This window comes from Pseudoalteromonas shioyasakiensis, assembly GCA_013391845.1.
In the GTDB taxonomy this organism is placed as follows: Bacteria; Pseudomonadota; Gammaproteobacteria; order Enterobacterales; family Alteromonadaceae; genus Pseudoalteromonas; species Pseudoalteromonas apostichopi.
In genome coordinates, this window is record CP058414.1 from 2,293,611 (window position 1) to 2,318,318 (window position 24,708).

Sequence of the window (24,708 nt, forward strand, 5' to 3'; positions counted from 1 at the left end):
TTAAATTCTTAAAAGCCGAGTTTGTCTCGGCTTTTTAATCTCTATAACTTATACCAATCCGCAATAATACTTAATCATTTTGAGGGATTAAACCTGTCGCTACCTGCGTTGAAAAATTTCTCATTTAGAACAACTAAATAACGAAATTTTTGCCTTGGTATCAACAAGGTTTTCTTGCCTCAAAATAGACTACTTAATTAAGCGAATTGGTATTACCCGCAAACTTCGCTAATTTTGTACCTCTTGTCTCAAAGCACTTGCGTCAGGGGTATCTTGCTATAGACTAATATTTTTATATTAATATTAGTTCGTTATGTTACATCCTCGATTAAGAACAGTCGTATTTGCGTTTTTTATGGCGCTGTTTATGTCTGGATTTATGTCTTTAGTGATCAGTATTTTTAACCTTGGTTTAATCGATAACATTGCAGCCATTTGGCTTAAAGCATGGGCTTTTGCTTTTTGTGTCGCATTTCCTACCGTTATTTTAGTCGCACCTGTGGTTCATAAGTTAACCAATAAATTTATCAGAGCACCGTTGTGATAGCCGAACGCCCAAAACAATTTCTTTTTATTGCACTATTTTTAGCATCGGCCTTACCTTTTGTTGGCTCTGCTACGGCACTTGTTGTTGGCGCTTTGTTTGCTATGGTTTTAGGTAATCCATTTGCAGTTCAGTCACAAAAAATTAGTAAATGGATGCTAAAGTTAGCGGTTATTGGCTTAGGCTTTGCTGTTGATTTTAGTCAAGTAATAGAAGTAGGGCGCAGCTCAATTGTACTTACTATTGTCAGTATTACCGCGATTATTGGCCTTGGCGAAATTTTATCTCAGTTGTTTAAGTTAAATAAAAATACCGGTGTACTCATATCATTTGGTACTGCAATTTGTGGTGGTAGCGCAATTGCAGCAATGGCGCCAGTTATCAAGGCAAAAGATCACGAAGTCGCGATATCTTTAGCTGTAGTTTTTTTACTTAACGCACTTGGCTTGGTGTTATTTCCAATGATTGGTCATTATTTGGGCCTGACTGAGCAGCAATTTGGGGTATGGGCGGCACTGGCTATTCACGATACTAGTAGTGTAGTTGGGGCCTCAGCTGCTTATGGCGCATCAGCTCTTGCAATTGCCACCACTATCAAGCTCACTAGAGCGATGTGGATCATACCGTATACTAGTATCGCAGGTGTTTTTTGGAAATCAGATGAAAAAGCCAGTATCCCATTGTTTATATTTGGGTTTTTAGCGGCTGCATTGATCAACTCAAGCTTCCCTGAGTACCAAACACTCTGGCATGCACTTAATGTTGGCGCTAAACAAGTTTTGGTAATGACCTTATTTTTGATTGGGAGTGGTTTATCAATTTCGGTCTTAAAACAAGCGGGCATTAAACCTTTTATCATGGCGATGATCTTATGGATCATTGTCAGCAGTATTATTTTACTACTTATTGTAGACGGATTTATTTCATGAAAAACGCTTTATTAACTTCTTCAATAGCACTGACTGTAGGCTTATTTGCTAACAATGTATCGGCTGCTGATTTACGAGTTGCCACCTTTAACGTAAGTATGGACGCAACCAACTATGCAAAAAAAGGTGAAGCGATTGATAAAGATGCTTTAAGCAAAGCTTTAGCGAGCAACCACCAGCAAATACGCAACATTGCCGAAATAATTCAGCGTGTAAGACCGGATGTTATTTTACTTAATGAGTTTGATTATATTGATGCAGACAAAGGCATCAACGTATTTCGTAAAAACTACCTGCAAGTATCACAAAATAAGCAGGTTGCTATCGATTACCCGTATTACTTTATTGCACCCGTTAACACCGGTTTAGCTACCGAGTTTGACCTAGATAACGATGGTGTAAAGGGGCATTACAAAGGTGATGCTCAAGGTTTTGGCTTCTTTGAAGGGCATTATGCAATGGCTGTATTGTCGCGCTATCCAATCGATTTAGATAAAGCGCGCACACTACAAACATTCAAATACAAAGACATGCCAAATGCACAAATGCCTATAGACCCTAAAACAGGTAAAGACTGGTACTCTGCGGAGGAATGGCAAGCAATTCACCTAAGCTCTAAATCATTTTGGGATTTACCAATTAATGTAAAAGGAAAAACGCTTCATTTGCTTGCTTCGCATCCAACCCCACCGGTTTTTGATGGTGATGAAGACCGTAACGGTAAGCGTAATCATGATGAAGTACGCCTGATTGCAGACTACATCAATAATGCTAACTATATTTATGATGATAAAGGCCAAAAAGGGGGCTTAAAAGCGAAAAGCCGCTTTGTGATTGTGGGTGATTTAAATGCTGCGCCAGAAGGGGGTAAGGCTCGCCCGAATACCACAGACCAAATTTTAAAAAACCCATTAGTGAATACCTCATTTACGCCAACAAGCAAAGGTGCTAAAGAGTCGTATAAAGAAGATTTCGCTAAAAACTATACCGCTTATTGGCAAGCTCGTGCTGATTACGTATTACCATCAAATTATGGTATTGAGATTAACGATGGTGGGGTTTTTTGGCCACAGAAAAGCTCTGAACTGTTCCGTTTAATTAAAGATCGTAACGCATCGTCTGATCACCGTATGGTATGGCTTGATATCAGTTTAAAATAAGCTGTTATTAAACGGAAAAGTTTGGCTGTTTATCCTATAAAAATTGCTATTTCATCAGTGCTTCTGCTTAAATAGGGCGAATTATAATAACCCGTAAGAAGCACTATGAAATTCAAAACCACTGCTAATAAAACGTTAGTGGCTCTCGCAGTCGCATCTAGCTTCATGCTAGCAGGTTGTCAATCAACCGCCTCAACGCCTTCTGAAGAACAAGTTACCAATGTAGCCCCAGTTGTTGCTACTCCTGCCGATACAGGTTCAGCTGAAATCACGTTAGAGCAAGCAATGGCTCATCCTGATTGGTTAGGTCGTCAGCCTGAGCGTGCTTTCTGGAACGGTGATTCTAACAGTATCGTTTATGCACAAAAGCAACAAGGCAATGAGTTACGCGATTTATACGTTCAAGCGGTAAATAGCCAATCTGCATCACAATTAGCGTTAAATAAACTACACACTGTAGGCGCTAAAAACGCAGTTTACTCAGCAGATAAAAAGCAACAGGCTTATGCATTTGAAGGTAATATCTTCATTAAAAACTTAAGCACTGGACAAATTACGCAAATTACACACGACAGCGCAAAGCAATCAAAACCACAGTTTTTAACTGATGGTAGCCTTGCTTATCGCCAAGGTAATGCATTTTATAAAGTTGATTTAGCAACCGGTCGCCAAGTTGAATTAGTTAACTTACACCTAGATGATGCACCTAAAGGTGTACAAGAGCCAGACACTTATATTGCAAAAGAGCAACACAAACTAATTGATTACATTGCGCTTACTCATAAAAACAAAAAAGATCGTGAAGAGCGTAAAGCACAAATCAACGAACAAAACGACAGCATTGCTAACGCACAGTTTTACTTAGGTAAAGGTAAGCGTTTAGCAGATGTACAGCTTTCACCAAATGGCCAAGCACTTGTTGCAGTAACCACAGAAAACCGCTCATGGCGCGATGAAGGCGATATCATGCCTAATTACATTGCCGATGATGCGCGCGTAAAAGCAGAAAAAGTTCGCCGTCGTGTTGCTGATGAAAAACCAATCAGCTCAGACGTTGTTTACATCGACCTTAAATCAGGCGAGCAAACAACCCTAGCATTCGATACTTTACCTGGTTTTGATGAAGACGTACTTGCAGCTGTTAAGAAAGAAAATTACGCTCGTGATGGCAAAACTTATAAGTCTGAAAAAGCACCACGTGCCATCAACCTAATGATGGATTGGGGTTGGGACCAGAGTGCTATTCAATGGAACACAGACGGTTCACAAGTGGCTCTTATGCTTGAAGCATGGGACAACAAAGACCGTTGGTTAGCCACTGTTGATACACAAAACAACAAGCTTGTTTCACAACACCGTCTACATGACGATGCGTGGGTAAACTATGCATACAATGATTTTGGTTGGTTGAACAACTCAGATACCCTTTACTATTTATCTGAAGAGTCTGGTTACAGCCACATTTACAAAAAGCCACTAAACGGTAAAGCAACGCAGCTAACTAAAGGCCAATTTGTTGTTTCTAACTTAACGTTAACGGATGATAACTCAGCAATTTACTACAAAGCTAACGTTGAGCACCCAGGTCTTTACGAAATCTATCGTGTAAACCCTGCAAACGGTGAATCTGAGCAAGTAACCAACCTCGATGGTATGACTGACTACCAGTTAAGCCCAGATGAAAGCAAACTATTGCTAACTCACTCAAAAATTATGTCGCCACCTGAGCTTTATGTTGCTGATGCAAAAGCAAATACCCAAGCAACTCAGTTAACGCACACGGTCTCTGATGAGTTCTTAGCGAAGAAACTAATCGCACCTAAGATTGTTGCTGTGCCTTCAAGCCACACTGATCAGCCAATTTACGCAAAAGTATATTACCCAGCTGATTATAAAGAAGGCGAAACGGGTAAAAACCGTAAAGCGGTTATCTTTAACCACGGTGCTGGTTACCTACAAAACTCACACATGGGTTGGTCTGGTTACTTCCGTGAGTTTATGTTCCACTCACTACTTGCTTCAGAAGGCTACGTAGTAATGGACATGGACTATCGTGCATCGAAAGGTTACGGCCGTGATTGGCGTACAGCTATTTATCGTCAAATGGGTACACCTGAGATCCAAGATTTAGCAGATGGCGTAAGCTGGATGGCAGACAACGCAAATGTAGATACACAAGCTGTAGGTACTTATGGTGGTTCTTACGGTGGTTTCATGACGTTTATGGCGCTATTCACACAGCCTGATTTATTCAAAGCAGGTGCTGCACTTCGTCCAGTAACTGATTGGGCTCACTACAATGGTCCTTATACGTCTAACATCTTAAACCACCCAGATGTTGATCCAATTGCCTATGAAAAGAGCTCACCAATTTATTTTGCTGAAGGTCTTAAGAGCCATTTATTGATTAATGCGCCTATGGTTGATGACAATGTATTCTTCCAAGACTCAGTACGTTTAGTACAGCGCTTAATTGAGCTTGAAAAAGAAAACTTTGAAACAGCTATCTTCCCAGTTGAACCACATGGTTTTGTACAACCATCAAGCTGGTTAGATGAATACCGCCGTATTCATAAGCTATTTAAAGAAACCCTGTAATCCAATAGCGTAAATGAAAAACAGCCACTTTAAGTGGCTGTTTTTGTTTGTAATAGAATTTATCTAAAAGGGGTTATTTGCAGTAAAATTCACTCACATCGAGCACAGTTTTACCTTCCTCTGAGTCGTTTTGAAAAATTAGATCATCCCCCTCTAGGCTCATTTCATAGTCTCTCATCCATGATAGATTGGCTATTAACTCCAATTCATAGCGATTAAAGGAAGCAGGGCACTTTAAATACACATAATGGTGCGCTTTTCCAAAAGCACCAGGGTCTGCCGTATAAACATAAAAAGTACGGTTATTAAAAGTTTGCTCTTGATAAATGTAATCTTTATTTGAGCTGAAAGTTGCATCCAAAAATACAACTAAGGACACTGCAATGAACATCAAACAAGCATACAAAAAGCTTATTATAATTAAGGTGTTGGCGATTATTCTATTGTTAAAAAGCGTTCTAACTTCTTGGTATTTCATGAGCAATAAAGTAAAGCCTAAAATAGATGAGCCAAGTATTATTACATTGGTTACCTGAGAAACATCACTCATATGCCTAGGTGATACAAAATTTAAATTAATATATGAGCTTAAAAAGCCAAGCAGCAATGGGCCGTAAAGACAAAGCAAGATGAGGCTTAGATAAAAGCGGCCTTTATTTTCTTTCATTTAAAGTTCCTTTTTCTAGCTAATAAAGAGCTGTAATAAGAAAGCGAGTAAGGTTACTCGCGATTTCTTATTATTTTTATAAAGACAGGCAAAGCGAGTAGAGTGCCGCCAATTGCGCCGATAAAGTGGGCGTCAATGGCAACATTAGAGGCGATTAACTGACTCACCGAATCACTCGGGCCTGCTATTTGCTCCCAAATCACTTTAGCCCAAGTACCAGCAAACAATAACCAGCCGGAAATCACCCCTGCTTGAACGTCTTTAACGGCGCCCCAAATAATAACTCCGTGAAGCAATGCGCTTAATCCGGTGTAAATATAGATATCTGGACAAAATAGCCAAACACCTAAACCACACCACAATGCAAGAATAGCAATATTAAATGCATAACGAGCAGGGCTTGTATGCTCAGCATGCAAGGCCCAAATTAATAAAATCCCGGCACAATTCAGGCCTAAATGGGGCCAATTTGCGTGTACAAATTGGCTGGTGAAAATACGCCAAAATTCACCATTTGCAACTAAATCACGGTTAAATTCAAGATATTCATTTAAGTTGAAAGTTGCAAACAACGAACTAAGTAGTACTAAACACAAAGGAGGCAGAATATATTCTAGTTTCAGGGGCAGGTTTATCATGTTATTTTTATTGTATCTGAGATTGTCGCCTATTGTGCACGTTTAATTTTAAGATGCCAAATACACTACGGGATTAAGTTTATTTATGTTATTCAAAACCAAAGCGCTGTTAGCTCTGTCCACTTCATTAATTTATTCAACTGCTATTTTAGCAACCCCTGCAAAAGTTGAAACTCGCGAACCTGAAGCCGCAACAGGCTTTGCTCATAAACAGGTTGTTGAAGGCGATAAGTACATGGTCGCTGCCGCAAACCCTTATGCAGTTAAAGCCGGCCAAAAAATGCTTGAACTAGGTGGCTCTGCAGTTGATGCTGCAATTGCAACTCAACTTGTTTTAACACTGGTAGAACCGCAATCGTCGGGGATCGGTGGTGGTACATTTATGATGTACTTTGATAATAAAACAAAAAGCCTTACTAGTTTTGACGGTCGAGAAACTGCACCAAGTAACGCTGACGAAACACTCTTTTTAGATAAACACGGTAAAGCTGTGAAATGGATTGAAGCGGTGGTAGGCGGTCGCTCAGTAGGTGTACCTGGTATTTTAGATGCCTTTGCAACTGCTCATAAGCGTTACGGAAAGTTAGACTGGCAAACCTTGTTTGGCCCTGCTATTGAATTGGCTGATAAAGGCTTTATTGTATCACCGCGTTTACATCAGTTACTCGCTAAAGAGTTAAACCCAGGGGTTACAAAGCTACCTGTTATTCGTGATTATTTCTTCCCAGATGGTAAACCGCTTGCTGTTGGCACTGTTAAGAAGAACCCAGAACTTGCCGCACTTTATAAAGATATTGCTAAACAAGGTATTGATGCTTTTTATAAAGGTGAAAACGCAAAAGAACTTGTCAATGCAGTGCAAAACTCAGCGGTAGCACCGGGTACTTTGAGTGTTGAAGACTTAGCTAATTACAAAAGCAAAGAACGAGCACCTGTATGTGTTGATTATCGCCAGTATGAGGTTTGTTCAATGGCTCCACCAAGTAGTGGTGGTGTAGCTGTATTACAGATTCTGGCCTTACTTGAACACAAAGATATGACTAAGCTTAAACCAAATTCAGTTCAAGCTCTGCATTACTTTACACAAGCATCGCGTTTAGCGTTTGCAGATCGTAACGTGTATATGGGCGACCCTGATTTTATGCCAATCCCTACACAAGGTTTACTTGATAAAGATTACCTTGCAGGTCGAGCAAAGCTTATCTCTGAAAAAGATACCCACGCTGAAGCAGGCACACCACCAAACTCACTTGCTTATGCACAGGATGATGCTTACGAATTACCATCAACCACCCATGTATCGATTGTGGATAGCCAAGGTAATGCAGTGTCAATGACAAGTTCTATCGAAATGGCATTTGGTTCAACAGTAATGGTGAACGGGTATATTTTAAACAATCAGCTAACTGACTTTGCTTTATCACCAACAAAAAATGGTAAGCCGTTAGCCAATCGTGTTGAAGCAGGTAAACGTCCGCGTAGTTCAATGTCGCCAGTAATGGTGTTTAACAAAGATGGCAGCTTACGCTTGGTAGTCGGTTCACCGGGTGGTAGCCGCATTATTGATTACGTTGCTCAAGTGGTTGTGGGTGTGCTTGATTGGAACTTAGATGCGCAAACTGCAATTAACTTACCGCGCATTACTAATCGTAATAATTACACAAGCCTAGAAAAGGGCACTGAACTTGCCAACGCTGAAGCCGAATTTGTTAATCGTGGACATACAGTTCGTATCTTAGATTTAAACTCTGGTTTACATGCTGTTGAAGTAAAAGACGGTAAGCTTTATGGCGCAGCCGATCCTCGCCGTGAAGGCATCGCTTTAAGTGATAAAAGCCACTAAAAACAAGCTCAGCAGCCTTAAAGCTGCTGAGTTTTCATGTATACTATCTAGTAAGCTCTTTAGAGCATAAAATTCATTTTCTTCAATGGTCTGACAAGGTGAATTGTCATTGCAATTTCGCCTTCAAGAGTAATAATGTCAGATCATAATTATGACGCATCAAAGCTTGGAAATATGACTACAAATACCGATCCAAATTATCTTTATATTCCTTATTCAGGCCCAGGTCTGATCGAAACGCCACTATTAAATAAAGGCAGTGCTTTTTCACAAAAAGAAAGGGAAAATTTCAACTTAGCCGGTTTACTGCCACCGCGTTATGAAACGATCGAAGAACAAGTTGAGCGTTGTTACCAGCAGTATTCAAGCTTTAGCGATAATTTAAACAAGCACATTTACCTTCGTGCTATTCAAGATAACAACGAAACACTTTACTACCGTTTAGTGCGTGATCATCTTGAAGAAATGATGCCAATTATCTATACACCAACAGTAGGTGATGCCTGTGAAAAGTTCTCAGACATTTACCGCAGTGCCCGTGGTCTATTTATCTCTTACGAAGATCGTTTCCAAATTGATGATATTTTACGTAACGCCACTAAAGGCAAAGTAAAAGTTATCGTTGTAACTGACGGTGAGCGTATTCTTGGTCTAGGTGACCAAGGTATAGGTGGTATGGGTATTCCAATCGGTAAATTATCACTATACACAGCGTGTGGTGGTATTAGCCCAGCTTACACGTTACCAGTAATGATTGATGTTGGTACGAATAATGAAAAACTGCTTAACGACCCTATGTACATGGGTGCTCGTCATAAACGTATTTCGCAAGAAGAGTATGACGAATTCTTAGATCTATTCATCAAAGCTGTTAAACGTCGTTGGCCAAGTGTGTTACTTCAGTTCGAAGACTTTGCACAACCAAATGCAATGCCATTATTAAAACGCTACCGTGATGAAATCTGCAGCTTTAACGATGACATTCAAGGTACTGCTGCAGTAACAGTAGGTTCTTTACTAGCTGCATGTCGTGTTAAAGGCTCGAAACTTTCAGAGCAAAAAGTCGTGTTTGTCGGAGCAGGTTCTGCTGGCTGTGGTATTGCTGAGCAAATTATCAGTACTATGGTTGCTGAAGGTATCAGTGATGAGCAAGCTCGTTCTCAAATCTTCATGGTTGACCGTTTTGGTTTACTTACTGAAGGCATGGAAGGCTTACGTGACTTCCAACAAGCCCTTTGCCAATCTAAAGACGGTTTGAGCGAGTGGACATACAGTGGTGAGTACGCATCTTTATTAGATGTAATGCACTGTGCGCAACCAGACATCCTAATTGGTGTATCTGGCCAACCTGGTTTGTTCACAGAACAAGTTATTCGTGCAATGCACGCATCTTGCCCACAACCGATTATCTTCCCGTTAAGTAATCCGTCTAAGCAAGTTGAAGCACTTCCTTCAGACGTAATTGAGTGGACAGACGGTCAAGCGATTGTTGCCTCTGGTAGCCCATTTGATCCGGTTGAGTATAACGGCCAAACTTTCCCAATCCCGCAATGTAACAACAGCTACATTTTCCCGGGTATTGGTTTAGGTGTTATTGCTGCTAAAGCAACACGAATTACAGATGCGATGCTGATTGTATCAAGTGAAACTCTGGCAGAGTCTTCGCCACGTGCTAACACAGGTAAAGGTAGCTTATTACCAGCACTTACTGAAATCCAATCGTTAAGTAAACGTATTGCGTTTGCGGTAGCGAAAAAAGCCATGGAAGAAGGTGTGGCACTTGAGCTGAGCGATGAAGCGCTATGGGCTGCAATTGAGAAAAACTATTGGCTTCCAGAGTACCGTAACTATAAGCGTCGTAGTATCTAAGCTATAACACGTTGAGTTATTGAAAAAACAGGCTTTAATGCCTGTTTTTTTATATTGTTTTAAAAGGCCTTGTTCATATTCAATTAACTCTTTAAGGTGATAATGAACGGAGTTAATAATTAAGGAACAGTATTATGCGTAAGTTAATTTTCACCGCGATGGCCACCGCGCTAAGCTTTAATGCGTTAGCACAAGCTACACCTGATGCACCGCATATTTACATTCAAGGCAACGCAACTATCAAAGCTATCCCTGATAACGTTAAACTAACAGTGGGTATTGTTGAAGTGGATAAAGATTTAATTGCCGCTAAAAACAAAGCCGATGCAACCATGGCAAAAGCTATTAAGCTTGCTAAAAGCCAAGGTGTGAATGAAAAGGGCATTTATGCGTCTAATATCTCTATACACCGCCAAACAGAATACAACCGTGAAACAGGCAAGCAAAACTTTGTCGGCTATAGAGTAACGCGCAGTCTATCTGTGACTTTAACTGATATTAAAAAGTACCCAATTATGCTTCAGCAATTGGTGAACGCGGGCATAAATGAAATTAATCAAACGCAGTTTATATCTAGCCGTTATGAAGAGTTACAAAAGCAAGCTCAAAAACTGGCAATTAAAGATGCGCGTGATGCCGCAAAAGAGTTTGCCATTGATTACGGGGTAGAGCTTAAAGGTCTTTATACCGCTTCTAATAGCCCACTAGAAACAGGAAACCAGCCTTATATGCGTGCAAGTAAAATGGTTATGGCTGAAGCTGCACCAGATAACTATGTACCTGATGCATACAACGGTGGCGAGCTTACGATCACAGCTAGTAGCTATGCCGTTTACTTAATAGAAAATTAGTCTATTGATTGCTGGTGAAGCTTGCCAGCAATTTTTCACCTTGTTGCTCTGAAATACGGGCTATGGCTTTAAGCATATTAGTAATTTGTTCTCGGTCATACTCATTACTAATATGCGTATCGATATCTTCAATAATCGCCCCTAAATAAACAAACAAACTATCTGTGGCTTTTTCGTTATCAGATGCTCTAAACAATATATTTTTAAAAGCTTCAAGTACGTTAACCATGACATAGGCGTCATTTTTTGCGTAGTTACGAATAGGCGTAAAGTTATCGTGCAGTAGCTCATCGAATGATGTTTCGTGTATATAAAGGTGTGGTTGATTGTTCTCGCATCGTTTAAGCGAGTAATTAACATCATAAATATCTAAACGTAAAATCAATAAGATACTCAGCATATCAATGGCTTTTACCGCAGTACCAGGATCATTAATCCCCGGACTCATGGCTTTTACTGCAATTTCTGAGATTTGTGTCATACCGTAGCGGTAATGGTCGCTGATATACTCTTCGATATAAAAGATAAAACAGTTTAGTAGTTGCTCTACAAGCTCTGGGTTGTCAGATAAGTCAGTATCACATTTTAAAAACGGATAACCTTTAACCGTAAAGAAGCCTTGCTTAACCGAGATATAAATTTTTATACCGTGCTGTTGGCACAATGCGCACAATTTATCGCTATGTGCGCCTTTAAAGTAGCCTTCTGTTTTACTTTTTATGCTATGCCAGTCATCAAAGTCAGGAAAATGCTCAACTGGGTTTTCTTGTTGCATATTAATAATGCATTTAAGCTCGCCTTTGGTATTTTTAAATAGATCGTTTAACACATTATCGACCTGAATCGCTTTAGAAATTGAGTGAATAAAAAACACAAAAAATCCCAGCGAAATCAAACCAAAAACCAAAGAAAAGAAGATACCCAAAGATGGAATTCCCATATCTCCATCGCCAATGGTACGTATGTTTATCAACATTAATATAGTGTAGATAATACTACCAAGATAAAAGCCAAGCACTAATTGGTGCGATTTACGGGTAATTAGTCCAGGTAATACTCGAGGAGAAAGGCTAGCACTGGCGCTGTTTAGCACTACCATAACCATAGAAAAGCTAAAAACCGTTAACGAGATAATGCTTCCTGCAAGCGTACTGAGGATAGTTCGGGCGTTTTCTTCGCTGTCGACCAACAACACGCCAATCAGCTTTTTAAACTCCATTGATAGTGAAGAGTACTCTACTGCAATGCTAATTAATCCGAAAATCAAAAACATGACAGAGAGCATTGAAGGGTAAAAACCGATACTACTTACCATTTCACGGTAATTATCGGCAATTTTTCTTGGCGTAAACATGCACTTCCTTAAGAACTGTTAGACATTAAATATCATACTGAGCTAACCTAACTACTTACTTAACAGCCTAGCAATAAACAGTGCTAAGCGTCTAACTTTAAATAAAAATTGGAAAAACTGTGATTGTTTCAACGTTTGCTGCCATTTTGGCCATTTTATACATCCAACTTAGCTTTCGTGTAATTAAACTTCGTAAAGCAAAACGTATTTCACTAGGCGATGGTGGTGATGCAAGCCTACAAGCAGCTATACGTACCCATGCTAATTTTATTGAATATGTGCCATTTTCATTGATTCTGCTATTTTTATTAGAGTATCAGGGTCTTCCTAGCCATTTCTGCTATATTTTAGGTTCAATGCTTGTTGCAGGCCGTTTTTGTCATAGTTATGCACTCGTTGATAATATAATGAAATTACGAGCGTTAGGAATGATACTCACCTTCTTAACTATTTTGATCAGTGCAGTGATGTTATTAGTTACACAGGTATTCTAATATGCAGAAAGTTGTTTTTACTCTTACCTTACTGTTTTTAACAAATATTTGTTCGGCAAATGTAAAAACAATCAATGCAAAAAAAGCGGTTGCTATTCCACCTGAAACTCTTAGGGTAATTTACCCTAAGACTTTGCCAAACCTTGATGAAAAATTACTTTATCCTCTTATATTGCTTCGTACCGCGCTTGAGAGAAGTGGTTATAATTTTACTTTAACACCGTCACCAAGACTATTAGGACAAAACAGAGTTCTTAGAGAAATAGCGACTGGAACAGGTATTAATGTGTATTGGAGTATGACCAATACTGAACGTGAAAAAATGTTATTGCCATTGAGAATTCCTATTTTTAAAGGGCTGTTCGGGTGGCGTTTAATGTTTACAACTAAAAGGCAATTACCTTATCTAAGCCAAATCAAGACATACGACGATCTCAAAAATATTATATTTATACAAGGCCAGCACTGGCCTGACACAGATATTTTAAAAGGCAACAATTTAACTGTGGCTACTTCTCAAGATTTTGAGTCATTGTTCGTTATGCTTGATAAAGGAAGAGGGCAGTTATTTCCTCGCTCTATACTCGAAATAGAGGAGGAAAAGGCTAATTTCGAGAAAAAAATCGACTTGGTTGTTCTTCCGCAACTAATGCTTAAATATAAAAGCCCTATTTATTTCTTTTTTAACAAAGATAAGCCTGAAATTGCAAAAGCGGTGAATGAGGGTTTAAAAGTTATGCGTAAAAACGGTGAATTTGACGAGCTATTCTTTAAATATAATCGTGATTTCATTAAAAATGCCCACGTTCATGACAAGATTATTATAGAATTGAACAATAACGAATTACCAAGGTTAACCCCAGTAGAAGATAAGTCGCTGTGGTTATCTATTGATAAGGTGCCATGAGCTCAAAAATTTTTATAATCGGTTTACCACGAACCGGCACAACCAGTATATGTAACAGCTTTTTAGAACTCGGCTATAAAACCTCGCACACAGCCTATACCCAACAAGCAATTACCAACGCAGACGTTATTGCCGACACCCCTGTATTTAGTGAATATGTTTTACTCGATAAACACTTTGCAAACAGCCGCTTTATAAATCTTGAGCGCGACTTAGCTAAATGGCTACCATCAATCAGGCAGCTATTAACACGTATGCACACTAATTTAATGCGCCCAGACGGTGGCTTTAATATCCACTTAAAACGCTGTTATCTTGATGTGTTTGGCCACTATAGTTTGGCAGATTTAGAATCTGATGAGTATTTAACAGCCTGTTATCAGCGCCATCAACAGCAAATAGCAGATTACTTTAAAGGCTGTGAACATCAATTACTAACACTTAATGTTGCTGACCCTAATAGCCCGAAACTATTGCAGCAGTTTTTAAGCACGGAACAACCAATCAGCTTTAAACAGCTTAATATTGGAGGCAAGGTCACAGCTTGGAATGACATAAAACACCCAGATAAAGTGTCATCAACCCGAAGTGGTAAAATTGATAAATCTCTTGGTTATAATCATAAGTAAAATACGCTAAAATCGCCGCCATTATAAGTTAAGTTGTTCCTTATTATGTTTGAATTAAAATACCACACGCCATTTGAATGGACAGAAGGAGTCTTGGCTGACTTCAATACCTTTTTACAAGATCATGCTGCAGCAGAAAAAAAAGCCTCTGGTATGGCTATGTCTATGCTTTCACACTACCCAGATCGTCGTAAGCTCGTTAAAGCTATGACTGATTTAGCGTTAGAAGAAATGATTCATTTTAAACAAGTTTTAAAATTACTAATGGAACGTGATGTTTCCCTTGGTAATGATCAAAAAGATCCTTACATCAAACAAATTCGCGCGGTTTTCAGAAATGGTCGTGATGAATTTTTAATGGACCGCTTATTAGTGGCTGGTGTAGCGGACATGAGCGTTTTTCGCTTGTCGCTGAAGCCTTACCTGCAGGTAAAGAAAAAGAGTTTTATGTCGCGATTGCTAAATCAGAAGAAAAACATAAAAACTTATTCGTTGAACTTGCCTACGAGTATTTCGATAAGCAAGAAGTTGATGCTCGCCTTGAAGAAATCCTTATCGCAGAAGCTGAAATCTGTAAAAATATACCGTTTACAGCGGCACTTCACTAGTAGTGATGTTAATGTATTAGGCTAGTTTGCCTAATACATTAAACAACATTTAAAACAAGAATTAAGTATCTTGAAAATAGTTTTACCAATCCTAATTAATTAAATAAACAGCATACATTCATCTTCATCACCTATAGTTAGGTTAGTACCTAATTTTGAGGAATAGAGCATGAAATGGATGATGACTCTTACGACGTTGTCGTTAATAGGATTGTAATCACCGGTAATTCAATTTATACAGAAGTGAACTCTTTCGTTCGAATGACAAGCCATCCGAAATAACAGCAAGTATGTATCGTTCGTTAATTTGGCATAGCGATATCTATAAAGAAGAGCAATTTTTAAATACGGCACGAAGCTACTTCAGCGATGGCATAATTGATACCCATGAATACAGTAAATTAACTAGCTTAGCGAATAAAGTTGCTGGCCCAATTATTTACATTCAAGAAAACGATGAGCAGCTGTGGCATGCACGGCTCACCTATAAAAAATACCTTGATGATCAAACTGTCGAACGACTGGCCAGCTTACATTGATGAAAACTGGTTTATCAGTGTTTTAAGCTCAACTAGTACTTCACTGAGGTAATTAGTGTCAAGATGATAGCTATTACCTAGCCAATAAGGCTCTTTAGTGGGTTTATGACCGTGCACTGAAAAATCGATACTTGGGTTTATTACTGGCTTCTTTGCTTTGGTTAAAGCTCTATCCCAAAGTAGTAAACTAATAGCTTTTTCTTTATCTTTTGTTGGATTATTCCAATCCAATCAGCGCACGTGGTATGCGAGAGGCCGATTTTTATACCAGCGTATTCAACAAAATAAGAAAGAGGCATTTTAGAAGTTGCTGAAAGACAAATTTAAGCTCTTCATCGGTTGCTTGGGTGTGCCAATGGCCGCCATTTTCAACCCATAAGCGATAATAATCTTCATTATTTGCTAATAATGATTCAAGTAGCATGTGCTCGTGGTTACCTAAACACATGTTTACACCCAACTCTTTAAAACGTCTTAATAAAGCAATGCTGTTATCACCCCGGTCTATTACATCGCCGAGTGAAAAAGAATATCCGTGCTTGGATTAAAATTGACAGAGCAGAGCGCCTGTTCAAATTTAGCTAAATCTGCATCTAAATCGCCAATGACAAAAAACACGCTTATGTTCAGCAATTTGCAGCTTAACTTGAATAGGGTTTTGTGAGGCATGCTGGCTTTCAACTAAATTCAAAATAGATTCCTTTAAATGTTCAGTGGCTTAAGAGTAACATAACTCGTTGCCATTTAGGCAGTGGATGGTTATTATGAGAGCTCATTTTTAGGAGTAGCCGCCAACATGAACATCTAAACCTGTTATCCAATTTCAATTTATTTTTTCCAACAGGGTTAGTAGGCGTTGCTCACGTTTCCCCTACGTTCAAAAAAATGTTATTAAGTTGTCTATTTTGAGGCAATAAAACATCGTCGATAACAAGGCAAAAATTTCGTTATTAAGTTGTTCTTAATGATATTTTTAACGAAGGTAGCGGCAGGTTTTATCCCTCAAAATGATTAAATATTATTGTGGATTGGTATCACTGCCCCTGTAATACAGGAGGCACTATGCCACAACTTCAAGCTTTCAATTTATGTTATCAACATGGCAATGGCGATGTTGTATTTAACGACATTTCATTTTCTCTCACTGCAAAAGTTACTGCGTTAGTTGGCAGGAACGGCTGCGGTAAATCTATATTAGCGTCAATACTTGCTAAGCAAAAAAAGCCAAGCTCTGGCACGGTTGTTTGTAATTCAACTCTTGGCTTTTATGAGCAAATGGACGATGTAAATCAGGCTGATAATCTAACAATTGCAGAGGCTATTGGCTTAGAGACAATGTTTAATGCCCTTGAAGCGATAAACCAAGGGCAAGTTACAGAGCAAAATTTAACTTTGCTAGAAGACAATTGGGACTTACCAGAGCGCTTTAAGGCAGAGCTTTTGAGGCTAGTATAAAAAGCAAAACCCCTAACTCATTAAGCAAATATTTAAGCGGCGGGCAGTTTAGTCAATTAAAGCTCTGGCGCTATTTAACTTCTTTAATCACGATATTTTAATACTCGATGAACCTTCAAACCACCTAGATGCACACGGTAAGCGCTGGCTTATAGAGCAAATTAACAAATTCAAAGGACAAATATTACTGATTAGTCACGACCAAGAATTATTAGAACAAGCACATGAAATATGGGAACTTACAACCCTTGGTTTAACACAATATGGTACGTGTTTTTCACAATACCAAAGTCAAAAGCAGAAGCAAGTTGCTGCGCTTGCAAACAAATTAAACCACGTTGTTAAACAGCAAACAATACTCAAAGCAGCAGAGCAATTACAACAGCAAAAAACACTTAAGCGAGCAGCTCAGGGAGCAGCACTTAGAAAGTCTGGTAGCCAACCTAAAGTGTTAATGGATGCGAAAAAGCCAAAATTTCGCAAAGTAAAATACCGCTAAGCGAGAAAGGTAAGCTAAATAGCAATAAACAAAAATTTTTAAGTCAGCTTGAACAAGTGAAAGCCAACAATTTTATTTATCGCAAAAAGATGAGGCTAAGCATCACAAAGTACTCAGCCTGGATAATGTAGTATTAGCATATGGTGCCCAAAAGTCGCTAACTTTTCAGGTGTACAGTGATGATAAAGTTCATTTAGCTGGCGCTAATGGCGCCGGAAAATCAACCTTACTTAAAACTCTTATAGAGAGATACCAGCTAAAGTAGGGGAGTTATATTGCAACCAAGCTCTTTATTATTTAGACCAACATTTTACACTCATAAACAACGAGCTAACCATGCTTGAAAATCTCATGACTTACTGTAAAGATTTAAGCCAGAGCACCGCGCGAACTTTACTTGCAAGTATTGGCTTTAGAAAGGATGCTGTATTTAAACACGCCGCATTTTTGAGTGGTGGCGAGAAAATGAAACTAGCCATGTGTATTGTTAGTAATATTGAAAGCACTGCATTCTTGTTATTAGATGAGCCTGATAATCACCTAGACCTTGAATCAAAACAGTTATTAGCAAAATCATTACAAGACTTTAAGGGTGGGTTTATAGTAGTAAGCCATGATAAGTATTTCGTAGAAAGTATCGAGTGCAATAAGATAATTGTCATATAAAATATACATTTAAAAATTACCATGCTAGGGTGGTTGTAGGTTTATTACAAGGAATGACAATGAATTTTACAGCCGCTTACCGCATTTTTTTTTTATTCATGCTGATTGTAACCGTTGGTTTAGGCATGAAGCTCAATGATTTTACCTCTGTAGTCTACGTGTTTGTGCCGTTATTATTGATGCTAGGAGCTTCATTTATACCGTTTTTTAAAGCACGAAAACTACGTTTAGTGCTCTTTGCCGCACCTATTGTTATTCTCTACAGCGTAGGTTTTTACCCATGGCTTACTAATTACCAAGAAGTCGCCGTTTCATCATCAACCTCAACACTCGATTTTATAAACATACCGTTTTGGGCCACCATTTATGGCGCTGGTTTTGGTTCTTCATGAAATAGCACTCGGCGTTGCTAGGGCGTTTAATTGGGCGAAGTGAAATTCCCTAAGCACCTTCAAGATCATACGCCTCAGTGGCGTTATTGGCTTTGTTTAAATGAATTGTCTATTCGGCATTAACTAAAGTATTTCAAACCTAGATTAGTAAAAAGTCATCGTTAAAGACTTATTGAAATGAAGTAAATCAGGTTGAAGGTTCACGTAATAAAAATGAACATTCTTAGAAAGCTAGAAAATCTTGAATAACCAAATTAACCAAAAAACAGCAAAAAAACCTTAAAATCTAACGACTAGTGAGGCTGGTTATAAAGACAAATATCTTATTTAACATAATATAAATTATAGGAAGTAACCCAGTGGTATATCCTGGTACCTATTCTCTATACGCTAAGTCCAATACTAGATGGTATCGGACATAATGATGGTGTTTTGTCATATTATCTATTTTATTAGTCTGAGTTTCTTGAGCTTACTTATCGCATGACATATATTAAAACTATCAACTTAAGATGTAACGATAAGATGTAAACGATATGGAATTTGTGAAACCGTTAGAACCTATTCTGATAATCGACGATATGCAAGATATTCGCGACTATCTAAATCAAATTTTAACTGGTCTTGGTTTTGACGATATTTTAGAAAGTCGAGATTTTGAATCAGCCAAAACTCTAATTGAAGAAAAGTCACCAAACGTTATCTTTCTTGATATTGAGCTACCTAACACTGACGGTGAGGAAATTCTTGAATATTTGAATGACCGACATCCCCATACTCACGTTGTTATGTGTTCAGGTCATAACAGTCTTGAGAATGTTCAAAACACTTGGGAATTAGGCGCCCGAGGTTTTATTGCTAAACCTTTTAACTCAAAAAAAGTCGACTCTGTTATGAAACGTCTAGAATTGATGGAAACCATAACAAATTAAGTAGTTTATGAATTCGACAATCCAACTCATAATTGATGATCTGTCTACGGTCATTTTTGGTAAACAACAACAAATTAAACTTGCTTTAGCATGCTTATTTAGTGAAGGTCATTTGCTCATTGAGGATTTGCCTGGTATGGGAAAAACCACTTTATCTCATGCACTTGCAGCAGTTCTTGGATTGTCGTATCAACGTATTCAATTCACAAGTGATTTATTACCTTCTGATATTCTTGGTACAAACATTTTTGATGCTAAGAAAATAGTTTTTCTTTTCATCAAGGCCCTGTATTTAGCCAAGTTGTTTTAGGTGATGAAATTAATCGTGCTGGTCCTAAAACACAAAGTGCGCTTTTAGAGGCAATGGAAGAAAAACAAGTGACGGTGGATTCGGTTAAACACGCCCTACCATCACCAATTTTTTGTTATTGCAACTCAAAACCCAGTGCACCAATCTGGAAACTTATCCGTTACCAGAGTCACAATTAGACCGATTTTTCATGCGTATCAGTTTAGTTTCCTGATAAACAAGCGAGAAAAACCTTATTTTAGGTCTAAACAACCGTAACTATGATGATTTACCTGTTCGCATTAACTCAGAACAACTCGCTGTTATTCAAAAAGAAATTAATACTGTAACAATAAGTCATACGGTTGTTGACTACATACTCGAACTAGTCGCTTTTACTCGCCAAGATAGTCATTTTGTAAACCCATTATCACCAAGAGCAAGTATTGCACTTGCTCGTGCTGCAAAGTCATGGGCGTATATCGAAGGTCGTGATTTGTTTTGCCTGAAGATGTACAAGCGGTTTTTCCTAGCGTGACTGATCACGATTGGGGTTAAATTCTGGCGACAGTGGTTTATGCACTTAAACATGTGCCTGTAAGCTTGTAAACATGTTAAAGCGCCCTGCTTTTGTTAAACAATTTCGTCAATTAGTTTTAATAAGTTATTAAAAAACAAACATAAAAAAAACGAAATAGAACTCCAACATAAAACTATTTATGTGCTTCCTTCTAAACTTGGTGGGCAGTTTCTAATAATTGCCCTACTTAACTTTGTGATGGGTATTAACTATCAAAATAACCTTATATTAGCGATGGCTTATTTATGGTTGTTGTTATGGTATTTGCGGATACTAACTGGCTAAAAAATGTCAGAGGTTATTGGTTAAATATCTTTCAGTGAAGGAGATTATCACCAAAAGCGCCCGTAGCACGCTTTGAACTACAAGCAAAATCACGCTGCGAATTAGTAAAACTAATCAATAATAACATCGAATCTGAAGCTGTTTCACTACAAAGCAACGAGAAAAACTCGGTTGAAATAGCACTTAAATGTAGCGAACGTGGTGCTTATGGTTTTGACAGAGTGAAAATTATTAGTCATTTCCCTTTTGGCTTAGTGTCGGTTTGGAGCTACATAGAGCCCATAGATACAGTTTATGTTTATCCAAAGCCAATACCCACAGAAAAGCTTGATACACAACTTCATGACAATGACGAACATGATGGCGATAATGCACAAATCAAAGCCGGTAATGATGACTTTTATCAACTCACTTCTTTTGTGCAAGGCACTGCACTTAATAAGGTGTCGTGGAAACACTACGCTAAAACTCAGCAGCTATTAACGAAAGAGTTTACCAGTGATGCATCACAGGAATTAGCTCTTAATTACAATACGTTAACAGGAAATAACGAGCATCGATTAAGCCAATTATGTTTTTTAGTAAACCAGTTAACCGATCAACAAATCGCTTTTTCGTTAACTTTACCCAATAAACATATCACAAAAGGTTTAGGGCGAAGTCATCAAGAAACTTGCCTGAAAGCTTTAGCGGAGTTTTAAGCATGAATACGCCGCTTATTAATACCGTTTTATCACTTCTGTTTATTGTTATTAGTGGTTTTTTGTTTACTGAAGTACCTACTCCATTTCTAGCCATATTGGCTGGCCTCAGTTTTTTAAACCTGTTTTTAGGTAAATTTTATAAAAAACTAAATGGATTGGTCGCGAATATGTTGGCAGCAATTTGCTTAGTTGCCTTATTTGTTCTGGTTGGCGTGGGCGATACAGTAAAGCTATTTGTATCGATGATGCTACTTGCTAGTAGCTTTAAATTGCTCCAAGCGAAAACCGTCAAACAGTATCAAACCGTTTGTTTACTGGTGTTTTTTAATCTTTCGACGGTATATTTATTCCATCAAGGATTATTTGAAACCTTGATTGTGAGTGCACTTTATATTGTTAACTTTGCTGTTCTTGGCTATTTGACCAGCCCGCAAAGCTTTAAGGCTGCTAATAAGCAAAGTTTTAAAACGATATTACTAGCCTTACCCATAGCGGCATTTTTGATTTTGTTTTTACCGAAAATACCGGCGTTTTGGCAATTACCGGGGCCAAAGCTTGCGAAAACGGGTTTATCAGAGCAAGTTAACCCCTTTTCTATTGCGAAATTAGCTGAGTCAGATGACTTGGTTTTTCGGGTAGAACAACAGCCTGGGCAAGCCTTACAGGCCCCCTATTACTGGCGCAGCCTTATTCATGATGAGTTTAATGGCAGTGAATGGTTAATATCGGACATTTTGAAATCTCAACAATTTAACCAAATTCGCCGTACAGTTACTCAAAGTAATAGCGTAAATTATCAGATTATTGCAGAGCCTTCATCTTCAAATTGGCTATTTGCACTTGGCTTTGCACAAAGTGCTAATTCAGATGTGCACTCAACCTACAATGGTTTGTTAAAACGCAAAGGTAACTTAAACAAAAACATTAAATACGCGGTAACCAGTAGTGAGGCTATGCTGAGCCTAAATAACTTTGAAAAACGCTTATACACTCGCTTACCTAAAACAACCAATCCACAAACAACGGCACTGGCAAAACAGTTGTCTGCTGAGCATGAAAATGCGCAAGGTTACTTTAACGCGCTACTTGATTACTTTAATCAGCAGCAGTTTGCTTACACATTAACGCCTACACCAATGTATGGTGATAATACGCTAGACCAGTTTGTATTTGATACCAAACGTGGCTTTTGTGGGCACTATGCGAGCACCGCTGCATTTATGTTTCGTGTTGCCGGTTACCCTGCCCGTGTTGTGTCAGGTTATTTAGGTGGAGAACAAACTAAAGCCGCTACGCTTAACATTTACCAATATGATGCCCATGCATGGGTTGAAGTGTTCTTTGATGAAAAATGGCATATTTTTGATGCTACCGCTGTTGTTGCTCCTGAACGTTTAAACGGTTCGTTATCACAACTGGGAGATTTAAACGAAAGCTTTAACGACAATCTTAACTTTGGTCTAAAACGTTGGAGTCATTTTAAAGCAATAAACTGGCTGCGAATTCACCTTGAAGAGCTCGACTATAAATGGACTAACTGGGTGCTTACGTTTGACCAAGAATCTCAGCAAAGTTTGTTTGATTCACTGTTTGGTAATAAGTCTGCATGGCTAACACCATTAATTGTATTAGGTACGTTATTACTGAGCTTTACTGGTTATTTCTTATATAACAAACGCCCTATTCGAAGTAGTGAACCGTTGGTTGATGACATCACTAAGCTTTATCAGTGGGCAAAAAAGCAAGGTATAGAGCCTCTAGACACTAACACGCCACTACAAAATATTGCTTTAATTAAACAGCAAAAGCCTAGATCAGAGGCATACCTAAGCGAGTTTGAGCAAATAATCATCGAAGTACGTTATCAACAGCATTCATATAACCAAAACCGCAAAAACCGCGTGCGAGTTCTGTTAAACTCTCTCAAAACAGCCAAATAGAGAACAATATGAATGCAGTAATTGTCGGCGTTATGTTGATGCTGATCCTGACACTTTGTCGAATTAATGTCATTGTAGCGATGACAGTAAGCGCTATTGTTGCGGGTTTGACCGCAGGCCTAGGTTTATCTGAAACCGTTAATGCATTTAATGATGGTTTATCGGGTGGCGCTGAAATAGCGCTTAGCTATGCGATGTTAGGTGCGTTTGCAGTCGCAATCTCGAAGTCGGGTTTAACACGCATTTTAGCGTCTAAGTTACTAAAGCAAGTAAACGACAATAGCCATAAAGGCGAAACTACACTTAGTTATCTTATATTAAGTATTATTTTGCTGTGTGCGATTTCGTCGCAAAATTTGATACCCGTACATATTGCTTTTATACCCATTCTAATTCCGCCATTACTTGTGGTGTTTAACAAGTTACGCCTTGATAGACGTGCCATTGCGTGTATTTTAACCTTCGGCTTAGCTACCTCTTATATGGTGCTACCTTATGGTTTTGGTGGCATTTACCTATACTCGATACTACACAAAAACCTCACTGAAAATGGCTTAGAAATTGTGAATACACAAGTACCGATGGCAATGATCATTCCAGCTATTGGAATGTTGTTTGGTTTATTCGTTGCGGTGTTTATCACTTATCGAAAACGCCGTAGTTACGACTCGCATACTTTAACAGAACAACAAAATGAAGTTGTGATAAAACAACCTAAAAAGGTATTAGTTGTGGGCATAACAGCCGTACTTTGCTCTTTAGTCGCACAAAATATCAGTGATTCAATGATCCTTGGTGGTCTTGTTGGTGTGGCCATATTTACCTTGTTTGGTGTTGTAAAACTTGAACAAAATGGTGATGTTTTTAGTAAAGGCATTGCTATGATGGCGATGATTGGCTTTATTATGATTTCTGCACAGGGCTTTGCTTCAGTTATGCAAGCAACGGGTGATGTAGCCTCATTAGTTAGCTCTGCAGCAGGTATCATTGAAGGTAATAAACCTCTTGCGGCTGCATTGATTTTACTCGTTGGATTACTAATAACCATGGGCATAGGCAGCTCGTTTTCGACGGTGCCAATTATCGCGACTCTATTTGTACCATTATGCATGGAACTAAATTTTTCGGTAATGGCTACAGCTGCACTGGTTGGTACTGCTGGAGCACTAGGTGATGCAGGCTCCCCTGCTTCTGACTCAACACTTGGCCCAACATCCGGTCTAAATGCAGATGGTCAACACGACCATATTTGGGATTCAGTGGTGCCCACTTTCATCCATTTTAATATTCCGCTACTTGTTGCTGGCTGGGTTGCGGCAATGGTGTTGTAAAATAA

At 38.7% G+C, this 24,708-nt stretch carries 24 protein-coding genes and 2 pseudogenes; 21 read left to right on the top strand and 5 right to left on the bottom strand.

Annotated features, from left to right (window positions below; genetic code table 11):
• Positions 1 to 313: 313 nt before the first annotated feature.
• From HYD28_10510 to HYD28_10525, 4 genes are all read left to right on the top strand, one after another.
• Positions 314 to 544 (top strand): DUF2798 domain-containing protein, encoded by a 231-nt coding sequence (locus tag HYD28_10510; protein ID QLE09349.1) that lies wholly within the window; start codon positions 314 to 316, stop codon positions 542 to 544.
• Positions 541 to 1,473, top strand: a complete 933-nt coding sequence (locus tag HYD28_10515; protein ID QLE09350.1) for a putative sulfate exporter family transporter — start codon at positions 541 to 543, stop codon at positions 1,471 to 1,473. Before HYD28_10510 ends, HYD28_10515 begins: the two co-directional genes overlap by 4 nt.
• Positions 1,470 to 2,633: an endonuclease/exonuclease/phosphatase family protein gene (locus HYD28_10520; GenBank protein QLE09351.1), complete on the top strand. Its 1,164-nt coding sequence runs from the start codon at positions 1,470 to 1,472 to the stop codon at positions 2,631 to 2,633. Before HYD28_10515 ends, HYD28_10520 begins: the two co-directional genes overlap by 4 nt.
• Before the next feature lie 105 nt (positions 2,634 to 2,738).
• Complete coding sequence (locus HYD28_10525) at positions 2,739 to 5,231, top strand: prolyl oligopeptidase family serine peptidase (GenBank protein ID QLE09352.1); 2,493 nt, start codon at positions 2,739 to 2,741, stop codon at positions 5,229 to 5,231.
• A gap of 73 nt (positions 5,232 to 5,304) precedes the next feature.
• On the opposite strand, the gene HYD28_10530 is transcribed toward HYD28_10525, so the two are convergent.
• Both HYD28_10530 and rrtA read right to left on the bottom strand, forming a co-directional pair.
• Complete coding sequence (locus HYD28_10530; GenBank protein ID QLE09353.1) at positions 5,305 to 5,898, bottom strand: hypothetical protein; 594 nt, start codon at positions 5,896 to 5,898, stop codon at positions 5,305 to 5,307.
• A gap of 53 nt (positions 5,899 to 5,951) precedes the next feature.
• Positions 5,952 to 6,536 (bottom strand): rhombosortase, encoded by a 585-nt coding sequence (gene rrtA / locus HYD28_10535; GenBank protein QLE09354.1) that lies wholly within the window; start codon positions 6,534 to 6,536, stop codon positions 5,952 to 5,954.
• 85 nt (positions 6,537 to 6,621) lie between these two features.
• Between rrtA and ggt the strand changes: the two genes are divergently transcribed.
• The 3 genes from ggt to HYD28_10550 all read left to right on the top strand — a co-directional run bounded on the left by ggt (position 6,622) and on the right by HYD28_10550 (position 11,099).
• On the top strand, positions 6,622 to 8,379 hold the full coding sequence (ggt, locus tag HYD28_10540) for a gamma-glutamyltransferase (protein QLE09355.1): 1,758 nt from the start codon (positions 6,622 to 6,624) through the stop codon (positions 8,377 to 8,379).
• A 174-nt stretch (positions 8,380 to 8,553) separates the two neighbouring features.
• The gene (locus HYD28_10545) at positions 8,554 to 10,248 is read left to right on the top strand and encodes an NAD-dependent malic enzyme (protein QLE10534.1); all 1,695 of its coding nucleotides are present in this window, start codon (positions 8,554 to 8,556) and stop codon (positions 10,246 to 10,248) included.
• 134 nt (positions 10,249 to 10,382) lie between these two features.
• Positions 10,383 to 11,099, top strand: a complete 717-nt coding sequence (locus tag HYD28_10550) for an SIMPL domain-containing protein (GenBank protein ID QLE09356.1) — start codon at positions 10,383 to 10,385, stop codon at positions 11,097 to 11,099.
• Between the two features lies 1 nt (position 11,100).
• On the opposite strand, the gene HYD28_10555 is transcribed toward HYD28_10550, so the two are convergent.
• Complete coding sequence (locus HYD28_10555) at positions 11,101 to 12,453, bottom strand: DUF2254 domain-containing protein (GenBank protein ID QLE09357.1); 1,353 nt, start codon at positions 12,451 to 12,453, stop codon at positions 11,101 to 11,103.
• A 119-nt stretch (positions 12,454 to 12,572) separates the two neighbouring features.
• Between HYD28_10555 and HYD28_10560 the strand changes: the two genes are divergently transcribed.
• From HYD28_10560 to HYD28_10580, 5 genes and pseudogenes are all read left to right on the top strand, one after another.
• Entirely contained in the window at positions 12,573 to 12,947 is a 375-nt protein-coding gene (locus tag HYD28_10560; GenBank protein QLE09358.1) for an MAPEG family protein, read from the top strand.
• 1 nt (position 12,948) lies between these two features.
• Entirely contained in the window at positions 12,949 to 13,854 is a 906-nt protein-coding gene (locus HYD28_10565; protein ID QLE09359.1) for a transporter substrate-binding domain-containing protein, read from the top strand.
• A complete protein-coding gene (locus tag HYD28_10570) occupies positions 13,851 to 14,483 on the top strand; it encodes a sulfotransferase family protein (GenBank protein QLE09360.1) in 633 nt (210 codons plus the stop codon). Before HYD28_10565 ends, HYD28_10570 begins: the two co-directional genes overlap by 4 nt.
• 45 nt (positions 14,484 to 14,528) lie before the next feature.
• Positions 14,529 to 15,091, top strand: a pseudogene (locus HYD28_10575) (tRNA-(ms[2]io[6]A)-hydroxylase).
• Positions 15,092 to 15,381: 290 nt separating this feature from the next.
• Entirely contained in the window at positions 15,382 to 15,630 is a 249-nt protein-coding gene (locus HYD28_10580) for a hypothetical protein (protein ID QLE09361.1), read from the top strand.
• Here the strand turns inward: HYD28_10580 and HYD28_10585 are convergent.
• Positions 15,622 to 15,861, bottom strand: coding sequence for a hypothetical protein (locus HYD28_10585; GenBank protein ID QLE09362.1), 240 nt, complete (start codon positions 15,859 to 15,861; stop codon positions 15,622 to 15,624). The two genes, HYD28_10580 and HYD28_10585, sit on opposite strands and share 9 nt — an antisense overlap.
• 31 nt (positions 15,862 to 15,892) lie before the next feature.
• On the bottom strand, positions 15,893 to 16,138 hold the full coding sequence (locus tag HYD28_10590) for a hypothetical protein (protein QLE10535.1): 246 nt from the start codon (positions 16,136 to 16,138) through the stop codon (positions 15,893 to 15,895).
• 554 nt (positions 16,139 to 16,692) lie between these two features.
• On the opposite strand from HYD28_10590, the gene HYD28_10595 reads away from it, so the two are divergent.
• From HYD28_10595 to HYD28_10635, 9 genes and pseudogenes are all read left to right on the top strand, one after another.
• Complete coding sequence (locus HYD28_10595; protein QLE09363.1) at positions 16,693 to 17,085, top strand: ATP-binding cassette domain-containing protein; 393 nt, start codon at positions 16,693 to 16,695, stop codon at positions 17,083 to 17,085.
• A 668-nt stretch (positions 17,086 to 17,753) separates the two neighbouring features.
• A complete protein-coding gene (locus HYD28_10600) occupies positions 17,754 to 17,849 on the top strand; it encodes an ATP-binding cassette domain-containing protein (protein QLE09364.1) in 96 nt (31 codons plus the stop codon).
• Positions 17,850 to 17,920: 71 nt separating this feature from the next.
• A complete protein-coding gene (locus HYD28_10605) occupies positions 17,921 to 18,250 on the top strand; it encodes an ABC-F family ATP-binding cassette domain-containing protein (protein QLE09365.1) in 330 nt (109 codons plus the stop codon).
• Positions 18,251 to 18,309: 59 nt separating this feature from the next.
• Positions 18,310 to 18,642 (top strand): hypothetical protein, encoded by a 333-nt coding sequence (locus HYD28_10610; protein ID QLE09366.1) that lies wholly within the window; start codon positions 18,310 to 18,312, stop codon positions 18,640 to 18,642.
• Positions 18,643 to 19,178: 536 nt separating this feature from the next.
• Positions 19,179 to 19,574 carry a response regulator gene (locus HYD28_10615; GenBank protein QLE09367.1) on the top strand — a complete coding sequence of 132 codons (396 nt, stop codon included), beginning with the start codon at positions 19,179 to 19,181 and terminating at the stop codon, positions 19,572 to 19,574.
• Between the two features lie 7 nt (positions 19,575 to 19,581).
• A pseudogene (locus HYD28_10620) lies at positions 19,582 to 20,421 on the top strand (AAA family ATPase).
• 528 nt (positions 20,422 to 20,949) lie between these two features.
• On the top strand, positions 20,950 to 21,429 hold the full coding sequence (locus HYD28_10625; GenBank protein QLE09368.1) for a DUF58 domain-containing protein: 480 nt from the start codon (positions 20,950 to 20,952) through the stop codon (positions 21,427 to 21,429).
• Between the two features lie 2 nt (positions 21,430 to 21,431).
• Entirely contained in the window at positions 21,432 to 23,372 is a 1,941-nt protein-coding gene (locus tag HYD28_10630) for a DUF3488 domain-containing transglutaminase family protein (GenBank protein ID QLE09369.1), read from the top strand.
• Between the two features lie 8 nt (positions 23,373 to 23,380).
• Positions 23,381 to 24,703, top strand: a complete 1,323-nt coding sequence (locus tag HYD28_10635; GenBank protein QLE09370.1) for a Na+/H+ antiporter family protein — start codon at positions 23,381 to 23,383, stop codon at positions 24,701 to 24,703.
• Positions 24,704 to 24,708 lie beyond the last annotated feature (5 nt).